Annotated in this window: 15 protein-coding genes; 9 read left to right on the forward strand and 6 right to left on the reverse strand. The window is 66.2% G+C overall.

Features of this window, described 5'->3' with window-relative positions:
* Positions 1-95 precede the first annotated feature (95 nt).
* The 3 genes from P6144_RS11855 to P6144_RS11865 all read left to right on the forward strand — a co-directional run bounded on the left by P6144_RS11855 (position 96) and on the right by P6144_RS11865 (position 1,915).
* On the forward strand, positions 96-512 hold the full coding sequence (locus tag P6144_RS11855; protein ID WP_277767978.1) for a hypothetical protein: 417 nt from the start codon (positions 96-98) through the stop codon (positions 510-512).
* A 68-nt stretch (positions 513-580) separates the two neighbouring features.
* The gene (locus P6144_RS11860; RefSeq protein ID WP_277767979.1) at positions 581-1,252 is read left to right on the forward strand and encodes a glutathione S-transferase family protein; all 672 of its coding nucleotides are present in this window, start codon (positions 581-583) and stop codon (positions 1,250-1,252) included.
* 48 nt (positions 1,253-1,300) lie between these two features.
* Positions 1,301-1,915, forward strand: coding sequence for a YbhB/YbcL family Raf kinase inhibitor-like protein (locus P6144_RS11865; protein WP_277767980.1), 615 nt, complete (start codon positions 1,301-1,303; stop codon positions 1,913-1,915).
* A 19-nt stretch (positions 1,916-1,934) separates the two neighbouring features.
* On the opposite strand, the gene P6144_RS11870 is transcribed toward P6144_RS11865, so the two are convergent.
* From P6144_RS11870 to P6144_RS11885, 4 genes are all read right to left on the reverse strand, one after another.
* Positions 1,935-2,786: an SDR family oxidoreductase gene (locus P6144_RS11870; RefSeq protein WP_277767981.1), complete on the reverse strand. Its 852-nt coding sequence runs from the start codon at positions 2,784-2,786 to the stop codon at positions 1,935-1,937.
* Positions 2,787-3,311: 525 nt separating this feature from the next.
* The gene (locus tag P6144_RS11875) at positions 3,312-4,328 is read right to left on the reverse strand and encodes a GGDEF domain-containing protein (RefSeq protein ID WP_277767982.1); all 1,017 of its coding nucleotides are present in this window, start codon (positions 4,326-4,328) and stop codon (positions 3,312-3,314) included.
* Positions 4,329-4,446: 118 nt separating this feature from the next.
* Positions 4,447-4,998: a peroxiredoxin gene (locus P6144_RS11880; protein WP_277767983.1), complete on the reverse strand. Its 552-nt coding sequence runs from the start codon at positions 4,996-4,998 to the stop codon at positions 4,447-4,449.
* Positions 4,999-5,030: 32 nt separating this feature from the next.
* Entirely contained in the window at positions 5,031-6,098 is a 1,068-nt protein-coding gene (locus tag P6144_RS11885; protein WP_277767984.1) for a phospholipase A, read from the reverse strand.
* Positions 6,099-6,163: 65 nt separating this feature from the next.
* Between P6144_RS11885 and hisN the strand changes: the two genes are divergently transcribed.
* The 3 genes from hisN (at position 6,164) to P6144_RS11900 (ending at position 8,391) form a co-directional block, all read left to right on the forward strand.
* Positions 6,164-6,961 carry a histidinol-phosphatase gene (gene hisN / locus P6144_RS11890; protein ID WP_277767985.1) on the forward strand — a complete coding sequence of 266 codons (798 nt, stop codon included), beginning with the start codon at positions 6,164-6,166 and terminating at the stop codon, positions 6,959-6,961.
* Positions 6,962-7,250: 289 nt separating this feature from the next.
* Entirely contained in the window at positions 7,251-7,421 is a 171-nt protein-coding gene (locus tag P6144_RS11895) for a hypothetical protein (RefSeq protein ID WP_277767986.1), read from the forward strand.
* A gap of 160 nt (positions 7,422-7,581) precedes the next feature.
* The gene (locus P6144_RS11900) at positions 7,582-8,391 is read left to right on the forward strand and encodes a Crp/Fnr family transcriptional regulator (RefSeq protein WP_277767987.1); all 810 of its coding nucleotides are present in this window, start codon (positions 7,582-7,584) and stop codon (positions 8,389-8,391) included.
* A 91-nt stretch (positions 8,392-8,482) separates the two neighbouring features.
* Here P6144_RS11900 and P6144_RS11905 read toward each other — a convergent pair whose 3' ends face one another.
* A complete protein-coding gene (locus P6144_RS11905) occupies positions 8,483-9,637 on the reverse strand; it encodes a VWA domain-containing protein (protein ID WP_277767988.1) in 1,155 nt (384 codons plus the stop codon).
* A 3-nt stretch (positions 9,638-9,640) separates the two neighbouring features.
* Positions 9,641-11,788, reverse strand: a complete 2,148-nt coding sequence (locus P6144_RS11910) for an AsmA family protein (RefSeq protein WP_277767989.1) — start codon at positions 11,786-11,788, stop codon at positions 9,641-9,643.
* 275 nt (positions 11,789-12,063) lie between these two features.
* Here P6144_RS11910 and rpmI point away from each other — a divergent pair, with 275 nt between their 5' ends.
* The 3 genes from rpmI to P6144_RS11925 all read left to right on the forward strand — a co-directional run bounded on the left by rpmI (position 12,064) and on the right by P6144_RS11925 (position 13,140).
* Positions 12,064-12,267 carry a 50S ribosomal protein L35 gene (gene rpmI / locus P6144_RS11915; RefSeq protein ID WP_078103280.1) on the forward strand — a complete coding sequence of 68 codons (204 nt, stop codon included), beginning with the start codon at positions 12,064-12,066 and terminating at the stop codon, positions 12,265-12,267.
* Between the two features lie 14 nt (positions 12,268-12,281).
* On the forward strand, positions 12,282-12,647 hold the full coding sequence (rplT, locus tag P6144_RS11920; protein WP_277767990.1) for a 50S ribosomal protein L20: 366 nt from the start codon (positions 12,282-12,284) through the stop codon (positions 12,645-12,647).
* A 142-nt stretch (positions 12,648-12,789) separates the two neighbouring features.
* Positions 12,790-13,140: a GIY-YIG nuclease family protein gene (locus tag P6144_RS11925; protein WP_277767991.1), complete on the forward strand. Its 351-nt coding sequence runs from the start codon at positions 12,790-12,792 to the stop codon at positions 13,138-13,140.

Raw genomic sequence — 13,140 nt, forward strand, 5'->3', positions numbered from 1 at the left:
CCCAGCAAGCTGGGGAGGATTTGCAGGTTGCTGCCCCCGCGCAACTATCTGTGATATAAGGCGTGCATATCCGAGTCTGCCTACCGGAGCGTATCATGCGTCTTGTCCTCGCCGCCATCCTGCTCTGCGCCGCCGCCACTCCGGCGCTTGCCCAGTCGCAGCCACAGCCCGACAAGGCCGAAGCGATCGTCCGGGCGCTGCAGAATCCGATGGTTCAGGCCGGCGCCGCCGCGATGCTCGGCAATCTTGCTGATGCCGTGCTCGATACCCGCGTCGGCCCCGTCGCGCGCTATGCCGACCCGACGATCGGCGAGCAGGACACGCTGGGCGACATTCAGCGCCGCCGCGATCCCGACTTCGACAAGCATCTCCAGGCCGATACGCGGCGCGTAGTCGCGGTGGCGGCGGCGCTTGGACAGAATGCGCTGGAGATGCGCGCCTCGCTCGACGAGACGGCGGCGCGCTTGCGGGCTGCGCTCCAGCCGTTGCGCGCGGCCTTGGCGACCAAATAGTCGGCTTTTATTCGCGGCCGGTCGGCAAGCGCTTTACGCGGGCGCCGGGCGAGTCCTAAAGCGGCCCCATGTGGCAGCTCTACCAATTCCCGCTCTGTCCCTTCTCGCGCAAGGTCCGGCTGCTGCTGGGCGAGAAAGGCGTCGGCTATGAGCCGGTGCGGGAATCGCCCTGGCTGCGGCGCGACGAGTTCCTCGATCTGAACCCCACCGGCCAGGTGCCGGTGATGGTCGATACCGAGCGCGGGGTGACGCTGATCGATTCGCAGGTGATCTGCGAATTCTTCGAGGAGACGGTGAACAAGGCGCCGATGCTCAACGGCACCGCGACGGATCGCGCCGAGATCCGCCGCCTGGCGATCTGGTTCGACACCAATTTCTATGCCGAGATCACCGCGCCGCTGCTCCACGAGCGGATGCTCAAGCGCATCGTCTATAAGCAATCGCCCGACGGGCAGGTGCTTCGCGCGGCGATGAAGGCAGCGGTCAACCATCTCGACTATATCGACTATCTGCTCGATCACCGCACCTGGCTGGCCGGCCCGACCATGAGCCTGGCCGATCTTGCCGCTGCGGCGCAGATCTCGATCGCCGACTATCTCGGCGGCATCGACTGGAAGAGCCACGAACAGGCCAAGGGCTGGTACGTCCGGATGAAGAGCCGCCCGAGCTTCCGCCCGCTTCTGAGCGAGCGCATGGAAGGCATCCCGCCGCCCGCCGACTACGAGAAGCTGGACCTTTAAGCGGGAGCCTCGCGCTTTCTCGTCGGTTCAGTAGCCAAGGAGAAAGCGATGCTCGAACATCTTCCCCATTGGCTTGGCAAGGCGCTGAGCCCGCTGCGCGCCGGCGCGGACAAGCTGGCGATCGTCCGGCCGGAGCTGGCCGGCGAAGGGGTGATCCACCTTGCCAGCCCGGCCTTCGCGAACGGCGCGCGCCTGCCCGATCGCTTCACCGCAGACGGCGAGGGCGTCTCTCCGCCTCTGTTTTGGACGGGTGTGCCCGAGGGCACTGCGCGGCTGGTGCTGCTGGTCGAGGATCCCGACGCGCCGACGCCGCAGCCGGTGGTGCATGCCATCGTCTGGGGCCTGCCGCTCGACGGCGATCTGAAGGAGGGTGAGATCGTCCCCGATGGTGCCGGCGGGCCGGAGGGCGAGGATGTCGGCCGCAACAGCGGCTTCGTCGAAGGCTGGCTGCCGCCCGATCCGCCCAACGGGCATGGCGAGCACAATTACGCCTTCCAGATCTTCGCGCTGAGCGAAGGACCCGAGCCAGGCGACAATCCGGGGCGCGGCGAACTGCTGCGGGTCATGGAAGGCAGGGTGATCGCGGCAGGGCTGCTCACCGGCACCTATTCGCGCGGCGAGGAAGCCCCGGTGGGGCCGGTGGGCGCGGGCGCGGTGGCGTAGATCGCGCTCGCCGCTGGGCTCAGCCGTTCACTATTGTCCCGCCATTCGGGTGCAGCACCTGGCCGGACATATAGCTGGCGTCCTCGCAAGCCAGAAACAGGAAGGCGGGCGCGACTTCGTTGGGCTGGCCTGGCCGACCCATCGGCGTATTCTCGCCGAAATGCTCTAGTTTCTCGGGAGAGGCGCCGCCCATCGGATTTAGCGGGGTCCAGATCGGCCCCGGCGCCACCGCGTTCACTCGTATTCCTTCGCCCACCAGGTTCTCGGAGAGGCTGCGCGTGAAAGCGGTGATCGCGCCCTTGGTGCTCGAATAGTCGAGCAGCTCCTTCGAGCCCTGATACATGGTGACCGAGGTGCAGTTGACGATCGCCGCGCCCTTTTTCAGGTGCGGGCGCACGGCCTGGGTCAGGAAGAACATGCCGAAGATGTTGGTCTGGAAGGTGCGGCGCAGCTGCGCTTCCGTAATGTCGGTGATGTCCTTGTCGGGGTGCTGCTCGCCGGCATTGTTCACCAGGACGTCGATCCGCCCGAACTTCTCGATGATCTTCGCGACGGCGGAATCGCAAAAGGCCTTGTCGCCGACATCGCCGGCGATGGTCAGCGCCTCGCGGCCTTCGCTGCGGATGATCTGCGCCGTCTTCTCGGCGTCGTCATGCTCGCAAAGATAGAGGATCGCCACATCGGCGCCTTCGCGCGCATAGAGTGCGGCGACTGCGCGGCCGATGCCGCTGTCGGCGCCGGTGATCAGTGCTACCTTGCCTTCGAGCCGGCCGGAGCCGCGATAGCGCGGTTCCCAGTCGGGCTTGGGCTCGAGCGCGGCCTCGTGACCGGGCAGCGCGTCTTCGTGGATCATGGCTTCGGTTTCGGACACGGCATCCTCCTGGAATGCCTTGGGAAACCGGTGGTGGAGGCGAGTGGTTCCGCCTCGTTCGGCCGCCGCCGGGCGGCTCTGCAGGGTCAGCCGATCAGGCCGGAACCCTGCATGCCGCTCACGGCGATCATTGCTGCGGTGAGTGCGAAGGACGCCACACCGACCATCAGGCTGCGTATCATGCTTATCCTCTCCCTTCCGTCTGGTCCGCCGCGGATCACGCGATCGGAACCACGGGGGCCGAGAAGAGCACGATGGCATAGGTGAACAGGACGGCGCCGACGACGGCGACACTGTGCTGAAGCGAGCTGATACGGATCGACATTTTAACTTACTCCCTGTGCTTTCGGCCTTTGCCGGACCATCCGGCTGCCGATGCCAGATACTTTGCAGGGAGCGTGCCAGTTTTCTAAGTGTTTGATTTTGCTGGGGGTGAGTTAGAAAGTTACGTGGAGTTGGGAAATTTCACGCCAAGCTATGGCGGATTTTCCCAATCATAAGCGGACAGTCACTGTCCGATTCCGGTCAGTTGACGCGGATGCAGTTCCGGCCGCCATTCTTGGCGGCGTAGCAGAGCTGGTCGGCGCGGTGGAACACGGTGCCGAACACTTCACCGCGCTCGGCGGGGCTGAGCCCGGCCGAGAAGGTGATCTCGCCGAGCGGGGCATCGGTCTCGCGCAGGCGGTAGCGCTTGGCGGAGACGGCGATGCGGGCGCGCTCGAGCACTTCGCGGGCGCCGCGCAGGTCGAGCCCGTTGAACAGCACGACGAACTCCTCGCCGCCATAGCGGGCGACGAGATGGCCCTTGCAGGTATCGGACAGCGCCTCGCCCAGCGCCTTGAGCACGCGGTCGCCGACGACATGGCCGAACCGGTCGTTGACCGACTTGAAGTGATCGACGTCGCACACCGCCATGCAGAGCCGGGTGCCCTTGGCCGCGGCGGCAGCATAGGCTTCCTCGAAGGCGCGGCGATTGGCGAGGCCGGTCAGCGGGTCCTTGCGCGCATTGTCGCGCGCTTCCTCGAGCTTGGTGCGCAGCTCGCTGGCTTCGCGGGTCGCGGTCTCGAGCCGCTCCTCGGCATAGCGGACGCGCTCGAGCATCGTCGCGGTGAGCCGGGTGACTTCGAGATCGTCGCCGCCCGAACGCCGCATCGCCTGCGCGCTGGCTTCGAGGTCGCGGCCGAAATCCTGGGCGTCGGCACGCATCGCGGTGACGATGTCGTGGAAGCCCTCGACCTGCATCTGGGTCTGGGCGACCAGGCCCTGCGCCTTCTCGATCGTCGCGGTGGGCGTGCCGGGCACCGGGCTGTCGCAGCCCAAAGTCTCGATGTCGCGCCGGGTCAGGCGGACGCCGCCGTCGGTGAGCGTGTGCACGGCGCGCGCCAGCGGGCCATCGGGATTGGCGAGCAGCTGATAGGCAAAGGCATAGTTCGCGGGATCAGGGTCGAGCCGCTGATCCACCAGGAACTCACCGATTCGGTCGTACAGGCTTCGTGCGGCCTGGGAACCGCTTGCCACCCGGACGGCCTTGGCCGCGACCATTTGCCTCTATTCCTCACCAGAAATTGCATCGGCAATGTCCTCAACATCGCCTTGCCGGGCAAACTAGTCGTCAACTGCTAACATCCGGTGAGCAAAAGCCGACCGACCCGGAATAATGTCAGTGCTTATGCGCCGCCTTATACTTCTGCACTGCTTCGAGCGACAGGCGAATATGGCTCGCCGGGCTCATATCGGTGTGCGCGAACAGGATCTTGCCGTTCGGCGCGATCACATAGGAGGTGCGGCTGGTGATCTTGGTCACCGTGCCGTCGGGCTTGGTGAGCGCCACGTCATAGCCCTTGATGATCTCCGGGCTGGCGGCGGCGACGGCGAACTTGCCGGCGCACTTTTCGGCCGAAAAGGCTTCGAGCTTGTCGATATTGCCCGCGGTCATGCCGATCACGCTGGCCCCGGCCTTCTGGAAATCGGGCAGCGCCTCGGCAAAGGCATGCGCCTCGGCATTGCAGCCATCGGTGAAGGCGGCGGGGAAGAAATAGAGGACGACCGGACCCTTTTTGAGCGCGGCCTTCAGGTTCACGCTGAACGGCTTGCCCGCCATCGCGCCGGGCGCGGTGAAATCGGGCGCGCGCGCACCGTCCTTGAGCGCGGCACCGGCCGGCACGGCGAGCGCCAGCGTGGTGGCGGCAGCGGCGATCCAAAACTTGCGCATGGCGATCCTCCTAAAATCCCCGTCCGCCCGGCTTATCGCGTCAGTGCGATGCCGATCCGGGCATGGGTGTCGTTCTTGCGATAGTCGTCCAGTGCCTCGCCATAGCCGGTGAAGGCCTGGCCGAAGATATAGAAGCCCACACCCTTGGCAATCCGCGCCAGCGGATAGGAGACGAACAGCTCGCCCGCACCCTTGCCGGTCTGGAAATTGCCGCGGCCGGTGAGCGCGAGCTTGAGCCCGTTATCCTGGCCGATCGCCGCGGTGAGCGAGGTGTAGCCGAAATAGTCCTTCACATCGGGCGCGGTGCCGAGCCGGCCGACATAGAACCAGGCCTGGGGCGCGACATCGACATGCCAGTCGCCGCCCAGGTCGAAGCGCTTCTCGGCGCGCAGGAACACGCGGTTGAGATCGACCGAGTCGAGTTCGCCGCGGCCATTCGAATCGTGGCGATAGCCCAGCGCCACCTTGGTCGTCTCGTCGAAGGGGATGTCGGCGTAGATCTCGGGGCTGTAATTGGTCGAGCGGAATGGGCCCGAGGGCTGGTTCAGCGCCCAGAACATCGTCTGGGTATAGGCGAAACGCAGGTTGCCGAGCTTGAGCGGCGCCTTCTCGGCAAACGGGCGGAAGGCGAAGCTGACCTGCAGCTTGCCGCCGGCATCCTTGAGCCCGAACGCGCCGTAGATGGGCTCGTGCGGCTCGAACCGGTCGACGAACGCCGCCGAGCTGCCGGTCGAACTCTGCACCACCGTCTCGCCCTCGGGGATCTCGGCGGCGGCGTGTTGCTCGGCCGGCGGCACCGCGCGCCCGGCGACGCTGACCGGCACATAGCGCGCCTTGGCGAAGCCGTGCGGGGCGACCGTGGGCTGCGGGCCCGGCGCCCGCTCGAGCACCAGCCGCGTGCCGTCGGCCGCAGTGATCTCGATCGTGCGCGGGCCGGTATCGGTGACTGCAACCTCGCCCTCGTTGATCAGGAATACCTCGACGCCGCGCAGCGCCTCGGCCTCCGAGGCGGGCTGGGCGGGCACGGCGCGCAGGCTCTGCGCCGCGGCGGGCGTGGCGGCGAGCAGCGCGACGGGGATCAGCAGGGAGCGCATGGGCATGGGCCGGTGGAGTGACAAAGCTTTGTGACCTTGGCGAGTCAAAATCCGATCGTTAGGGCGGAGCCATGCCCGTGACCGCTGCCGACATCGCCCTTGCCGAACGCCTTGCCGATGCGGCGGGCGCGGCGATCCTCCCCTATTTCCGCGCTGAGCACGGCGTCGAGGCCAAGGACGACCAGTCCCCCGTCACCCTCGCCGATCGCGCCGCCGAAGAGGCGATGCGCAAGCTGATCATCGCCGAGCGGCCGATGGACGGCATCCAGGGCGAGGAATTCGGCGTGCGCGAAGGCACCAGCGGCCGCGTCTGGGTGCTCGATCCGATCGACGGCACCCGCGCCTTCATCGCCGGCCGCCCGATCTTCGGCACGCTGATCGCGCTGATCGAGCAGGGCTGGCCGCTGCTCGGCATCATCGACCAGCCGGTGACCAGGGAGCGCTGGCTGGGCGTGACCGGCCGCCCGACTTTGTTCAACGGCAAGCCCGCCGAGACGCGCCGCTGCCGCGAGCTCGACCAGGCGATCCTGGGCACGACCTCGCCGGCCCTGTTCGGCGACGACCAGCTCCACGCCTTCGAGCATCTCGACGCCGCGGTGATGAGCGTGGTGCTGGGCGGCGACTGCTACAATTATGGCTGCGTCGCCAGCGGCTGGATGGACGTGGTCGTCGAGGCCGGGCTCAAGCTCCACGACTTCGCGGCCCTGGTGCCGATCGTCGAGGGCGCGGGCGGGCGGATGTGCGACTGGCAGGGCGACCCGCTCCATGCCGGCAGCAACGGCGAAGTCGTCGCCTGCGGCGATCCGGCGCGGATCGACGACATCCTCGAGGCGCTGGCCTGTCGCGGCGATCACCAACACGGGCACTAGGCGCGACTCGCCAAAGTACACGAAGATCACGCCGAAGCGCGTTTTTGCGGCGCCTTAAGTTGACACTTTTCCCGCAAACGCGCGCAATCTCGCAAGGTTATTGCGCCTGCCTTTTCCTATATTTCCAACAATTTAAAGAGCGGCCGGCGATGAGTCCGGCCGCGAAAGCCAAGCAGGCGAAATCCTACATTGCAAGGCGGCCCATGTTGCAGCGACCCAACATAGGTGATCGCGGCAGCCCCGCTTCGGCTTATCCTGCCCGCGCGGGTCGGGGCGACCGGAGCAGAATATGACAGAACGCCACGACGACCGGGAATATTTCACATTGCGGGCGACGCAAGAGCGCGTGATCGCGCGGGCATGCAAGGACAATGCGGTTGCCCTCACGCATTTTCGCATGGCCGACGAATATGACCGGCGGGCCGAAAAGGCGAAAGGCCCTCCGCCGGCGGATATTTAGCAAAACCTGCGCATTTAATGATGTGGCGCCGTCTATGCAGACAGTTGCATTGCGCCGATCGCAAGTCTGAAACGCGATTCTCGTTTCGCTTCCGTACTTTGATGCCCGACACAAACATATGTGAACGTGGGCGCGCGCCGAATGTTGTTGTCTCGAAAGGATGCGCTCCCCCGTGGCCAATCCGCTCGCCCATCGGCTCGAACAATATGCCCGTTTGTCGCCCGAGGACCGCTCGGCGCTGGACACGCTGGCATCGGGGCCGCAATTCCGCATCGGCACGCGTCGGGACATTATCCTGGAAGGCGAGCGCCCGAGCGTGGTGCGGCTGATTCTCGAAGGCTGGGCATGCCGCTACAAGGTGCTGCCCGACGGCCGCCGCCAGATCATCGCTCTCTTCCTGCCCGGCGATTTGTGCGACCTGCATGTCTATGTGCTGCGCCAGCTCGATCACTCGATCGGCACGCTCACCGAAGTGCGTTATGTCGAGATCACGCGCGAGCGGATCGACATGCTGACCACGCATCATCCGCGCGTCACCCAGGCGCTGTGGTGGGACGCATTGGTGAGTGCCGCGATCCAGCGCGAATGGACGGTCAATCTCGGCCAGCGCGACGCGATGGAGCGGATGGCGCATCTGTTGTGCGAAGTCTTCTTCCGGCTGCGCGCGGTGCGCATGACGACCGGCAATCGCTGCTGGATCCCGCTGACCCAGAACGACCTGTCCGAAGTGACGGGGATGACGACGGTGCACGTCAACCGCACGCTGAAGGAACTGCGGACCCGCGGACTGATCGCCTGGAAGGGCCGCGAGTTCGAGATGCTCGACCTCGAAGCGATGTGCGCGCTGGCGATGTTCAACGCCAATTACCTGCACGCCAATCATGAGGGTTCGCATCTCGATGCCAACGCCGCGCGCATGATGCTGCACGAGGCGGAGGCCGTGGCGCGCGAGGACGCGGAGCAGAAATAGCCCGGGCGGTCAGTCCCTGTTCGAGAACCTTGCACCGTTCGCGCTGCGATCCCATCGGCTTCTCGCCGGTCCGCATGGGCCCCGCTTCGACCTAGTGAACCGCATTGGCCGCCGCATCGATACTGTCGCGCGTATGGGTTTCGTCGCCCTTCAAGCGCGCCTCATAGCGCTTCAGGCGGTCTTGCATTGCATCGTGGCGCGCCTCCAGCAGGGCCAGGGCCGTGCGCTCGAAGGGTGGCGACTCGCCCCGGACGCCGCGCGCGGACAGGTCGTTGCTCATCCGCAGGCTTTCGCTGCTGATGATGTTGCTGATGCAGAGCGCGGCGTGGCTGCGCGCGTTCGAAGTGCGCAAGGCGTTGCCCGAGACGGCGTTGCTCTGGCGCAGGGCATTGCCGGACTGGCGATTGGATTCGCGCACCAGCGCGAACGTCCGGTCATAGTCGGCGCGGCTGCTGACGTTGACGAAACTGCCGCCGCCGGCATCGGAGACGGATTTCAGCGCGGCTGCTTCGCTCGACGGCAGGCCGAAGCCGATGATGTTGATGACCGCACGCGTCCTGCCGCTGTTGATCCGCCGTGCCGCCGCCACCGGATCGCCTCCGCACGTCTCTTCGCCGTCGGAGACGATATAGATGACCTGCTCGCCTTCGGTGGAAGAGCCGGCGAGCAGCGCCTCCGCTTTTGCCAGGCCGGCGGCGAGCGGCGTCCAGCCCACCGCCTTGACCCTGGAAACCGCGGCGCCCAGCGCGGCGCGATCGGTCGACAGGGGGGCAATCAGGTCGACGGCCGCGCAGGACCTGGCCTTGCCCGCCTCGCTATTGTCACCCTGCTGCCCGAAGACGAGCAGCGCGGCCTCCACCGACGCGGGCAGGCCATCGACGAAGCGCGTGGCGGCCTCTCGGGCGAGATCGAGCTTGGTCTGCCCGCCGATGCGGCCTGCCATCGAGCCGGAGCCGTCGATCGCGACGACGACGCGAACCGGCGCAATGCTCGGCCCGATGCCGTCGGGGGTCCGCGACTCGAGCCTTGGCCGCTCCAGCGCGACTTCCTGGAAGCAGCCATCGGGGTTCCCGGTGGCGAACTGGCCGACATAGGCGCGCGCCTGGGCGACTTCGCTAGCGCTGGCATTGCCGAGCGCCGCCGACGCGTCGTCCTTGCCGGCTTGTTGGGAACCGCCGCATCCGCAGACGGCCAGCGCCAGGAGGCCGGAAGCACAGCTACGCGCGATATCGCCGCACCGATCCACTGCTCAATCCTTCTTCTTGAACACCTTGCGCTGGTCGCGGCGGTCCTGCTTCGAACGCGAGCCGTCCTCCGACTTGGCGGTGGTGCCCTTGCCGACATCGTCGCGCGGGCGGCCCTTGGTGTCGCGCTGGGCGGCGGCGCGGGCGCCTTCGAGGATCGGGCCGCAGGCGGCGGACTTGGCATCGCCGACATCGACAAAGGCGATGATCGCCGCGAACGGGCTGGCGAAGACGCCGAGCCCCAGGCCGACCCCGGCGCGGGCGACCAGCTCGGGCGAGATCACGTTGATGCCCGGCCGCGCGAAATAGCCGTTCAGGCCCACCGGCGACTGGGCCGAGAACAGGCTGAACTTCTTGCCGTCGGCGCGGATCGCCAGGTCGATGCTCTCGTTGCGGAAGCTGAAGCCGCCGCGGCCGAGGATGACGTTCTTCTGGGTGTCGATCAGGATCGGATCGGCGGCGGCGATGCCGTTGCGCACGGTGAAGCCGATCAGCCCGCAATTGATCTGCACCGGCTCCTTCAGCTTCTTCTCGAACATCTTCTGGAGGAAGGTGCCGATGTCGATCTCCGACAGCTGGATGTTGCGCGCCCACATGCTGCCGCGCGGCATGATGATCGCGATGCGGCCGTTCGAATGGGCGAGCGATTCGCGCACGCTGTCGCCCGCTCCGGTCATCTGCACCCGCGCCTTGATCGTGCCGCTGGTGCCGCTCTGCTCGACGCCCCAGCCGGCGAGCAGCGTGCCCATCGGGGTGGGCGACAGGCGGATGTCGTAATCGGTGAAGACCGGCTGCTTGCGCGCGTTGATGCTGATGTCCGAGCTGACCGTTCCGCGCGCCATGCTGAAGTTGAGCGGGCTGAGCTTGAGCAGCATGTTGTCGAGATCGAGGCCGAGCTCGATGTTCGAGATGGGCAGGCTCGGCGCGCGGACGTCGCGCACCGTCCAGTGCACTTTGGCGTCGAAATTGCGCAGCGCATCGACGCGCAGCTTGGCGTCGGGGAGGATGCGCGGCGTCCCGGCGACCTGGGTGACGGTGCCGGCGGCGCCCTTGGCGGCCAGCGTGTTGGGATTGTAGCCGATGAACGGGCCGGCATCGACAATGTCGAGCGTGTCGGTGGCGAGCTGCGCGGTGAGCAGCATGCGCGGCCGCGTCATCTTCACGGTCATCTTGCCGGCGAGGTCCGACTCGCCGAACCGGCCCTTGAGGCCGGTGAAGCGCCACTCGTCGCCGAGCTTGGTCAGCGCCGAGGTGAGCCGGTAGCTGCGGGTATCGGGCACGGCGATGCCGGCGAGCATGAAGATGTCGGCGAGGTTCTGGCCGCGCACGTCCATGTGCAGGTCGGCACCCTCGATCTCGGTGGCGCCGGGGAGCGTGCCCGAGACGTCGAGCTGGGTGCGCACGCCCTCGGCATGGAGCCGGAGCTGGTTCTTGCCGCCCGAGACGGTGGCATTGGGGGTGAGCAGCGCGCCGTTGAGCACGAAGCGGGTGCCGCGCGCGGTGCCGCTGCCGTCGAAATTGATCGCCGAGGCGAACTGGGTGTCCCTGGCCTCGACCGTGTGGATGCGGATGCCGGCCTCGATCTGCATCCGCGGATCGACATAGCGGATCATCGTGCCCTGGACGAGCGCGCGGCGGATCAGCGGCAGGTCGAGCGGCTCGCCCTTCTCCTCGCTGAAGGTCCAGGTGTTGCGCTTGCCGGCCTTGTCCCATTGCAGATCGACCTGGCCATTTTCCAGGCCCAGCCAGTTCACCCGGTACTTGCCGGTGATCAGGCTCCAGGTGGAAATGCGTGAATCGATGCGCTTGGCCTGGAAGAAATTGCCATGGCCGGCCCAGGCGGGATTGGCGATCGTCATCCGCTCGGCGACGAACTTGACGTTGAACGGGTTGAAATAGAGCTGGAAGTCGCCGGCGACCTTCACGTCGCGGTGGGTCTGGCCGGCGACGATGCGCTCGAATGTATGCTTGAGGAAGCGGCCCTTGGTGACGAACAGGATCGTCCAGGCGAGGACGATCAGGCCGAGCAGCGTGGCGGCGACGGCGATGGCGCTGGCGAGCGGGGTTCCGAGCGCGCGAATCGGCCGGGCGGGCGCATCGCCCGGCGGCGGGGCGGCGTCAGCGGCTGTTATGGGCGTGTCACGATCGGCCATCAGGAGGAAAAAGCCTGGCGATGGAAGGGGTTCCGATTCGCGCGCATCCTGTCATTCCCGCGCAGGCGGGAATCCATATGTGGCCGGCGGTGCGGCTCCATCCAGTTTCAGTGCCAATGGATCCCCGCCTTCGCGGGAATGACGGAGGAGGGGGAGACTCACCTTGCGCTCTCCCGACTCTTCGGCTAGGGGGCCCGCTTTCCGCGATCGTAGGGATGCGCCGGCTGTATGGGCTGCCGCGCGCGTCCGCAATCGTCGAACCTGAGGAGACGAAAATGCCCAAGCTCAAGACGAAGAGCGGCGTGAAGAAGCGCTTCAAGCTCACCGCCACCGGCAAGGTGAAGCACGGTGTGGCTGGCAAGCGCCACCGGCTGATCAGCCACAACGCCAAGTATATCCGCCAGAACCGCGGCACCTCCGTGCTCGCCGATGCCGATGTCGCGCACATCAAGGCATGGGCGCCCTACGGTCTGAAGTAAGGAGGGCCTAAGACATGGCACGAGTTAAGCGTGGTACGACCACCAAGGCCAAGCACAAGAACATTCTTGAGCAGGCAAAGGGCTATCGCGGTCGTCGCAAGAACACGATCCGCATCGCCCGTCAGGCCGTCGAAAAGGCCGGCCAGTACGCCTATCGCGACCGCAAGGTTAAGAAGCGCACGTTCCGCGGTCTGTGGATCCAGCGCATCAACGCCGGCGTCCGCGCCGAGGGCCTGACCTATTCGCAGTTCATGCACGGCCTGAAGCTGGCCGGCATCGAGCTGGACCGCAAGGTTCTGGCCGACATCGCCATGCACGAAGGTGAAGCGTTTAGCGCCATCATCGCGCAGGCGAAGGCGGCTCTGCCCCAGGCCGCCTGAGCGACCTGCGCGAGCACCAGAAAATGGGGCGCCGGTGGCAACACCGGCGCCCTTTTTCTTTGGCCGCTTCTTCTTTCGTCATTCCCGCGAAGGCGGGAATCCATTTAGGCTGACGGTGGGTTTCTTTCCGAGTTCAGCGCCAATGGGTCCCGCCTGCGCGGGGATGACGGTGGAGGGGACGGTGGAGAAATATCCGTGCGTCTATATCCTGGCTAGCGGACGGGCGGGGACGCTCTACACCGGCGTCACTTCCGACCTGATGGGCCGGCTTTACAAGCATCGCGAAGGCATCACGAAGGGCTTCGCGCATGAACATGGCGCACTCCGCCTCGTCTGGTACGAGATGCATGGCGACATGGAGGCTGCGATCCTGCGTGAAAAGCGGATCAAGAAGTGGAATCGCGATTGGAAGCTGAACCTGATCGAGCAATCCAACCCGGAATGGGTTGACCTTGCGATCGGGCTGGGCTTCGAGCCGCTACCGATAGTGTGA

Source organism: Sphingomonas sp. HITSZ_GF (assembly GCF_029543155.1).
GTDB lineage: Bacteria > Pseudomonadota > Alphaproteobacteria > Sphingomonadales > Sphingomonadaceae > Sphingomonas.

Bases quoted from the DNA above. Each gene is read 5' to 3' on its own strand.
- P6144_RS11855 (WP_277767978.1), top strand. From the start codon at position 96: ATGCGTCTTGTCCTCGCCGCCATCCTGCTCTGCGCCGCCGCCACTCCG.
- P6144_RS11865 (WP_277767980.1), top strand. From the start codon at position 1,301: ATGCTCGAACATCTTCCCCATTGGCTTGGCAAGGCGCTGAGCCCGCTG.
- rpmI (WP_078103280.1), top strand. From the start codon at position 12,064: ATGCCCAAGCTCAAGACGAAGAGCGGCGTGAAGAAGCGCTTCAAGCTC.
- P6144_RS11860 (WP_277767979.1), top strand. From the start codon at position 581: ATGTGGCAGCTCTACCAATTCCCGCTCTGTCCCTTCTCGCGCAAGGTC.
- P6144_RS11910 (WP_277767989.1), bottom strand. From the start codon at position 11,788: ATGGCCGATCGTGACACGCCCATAACAGCCGCTGACGCCGCCCCGCCG.
- hisN (WP_277767985.1), top strand. From the start codon at position 6,164: ATGCCCGTGACCGCTGCCGACATCGCCCTTGCCGAACGCCTTGCCGAT.
- P6144_RS11925 (WP_277767991.1), top strand. From the start codon at position 12,790: ATGGGTCCCGCCTGCGCGGGGATGACGGTGGAGGGGACGGTGGAGAAA.
- P6144_RS11900 (WP_277767987.1), top strand. From the start codon at position 7,582: ATGCGCTCCCCCGTGGCCAATCCGCTCGCCCATCGGCTCGAACAATAT.
- P6144_RS11880 (WP_277767983.1), bottom strand. From the start codon at position 4,998: ATGCGCAAGTTTTGGATCGCCGCTGCCGCCACCACGCTGGCGCTCGCC.
- P6144_RS11875 (WP_277767982.1), bottom strand. From the start codon at position 4,328: ATGGTCGCGGCCAAGGCCGTCCGGGTGGCAAGCGGTTCCCAGGCCGCA.
- rplT (WP_277767990.1), top strand. From the start codon at position 12,282: ATGGCACGAGTTAAGCGTGGTACGACCACCAAGGCCAAGCACAAGAAC.
- P6144_RS11885 (WP_277767984.1), bottom strand. From the start codon at position 6,098: ATGCCCATGCGCTCCCTGCTGATCCCCGTCGCGCTGCTCGCCGCCACG.
- P6144_RS11895 (WP_277767986.1), top strand. From the start codon at position 7,251: ATGACAGAACGCCACGACGACCGGGAATATTTCACATTGCGGGCGACG.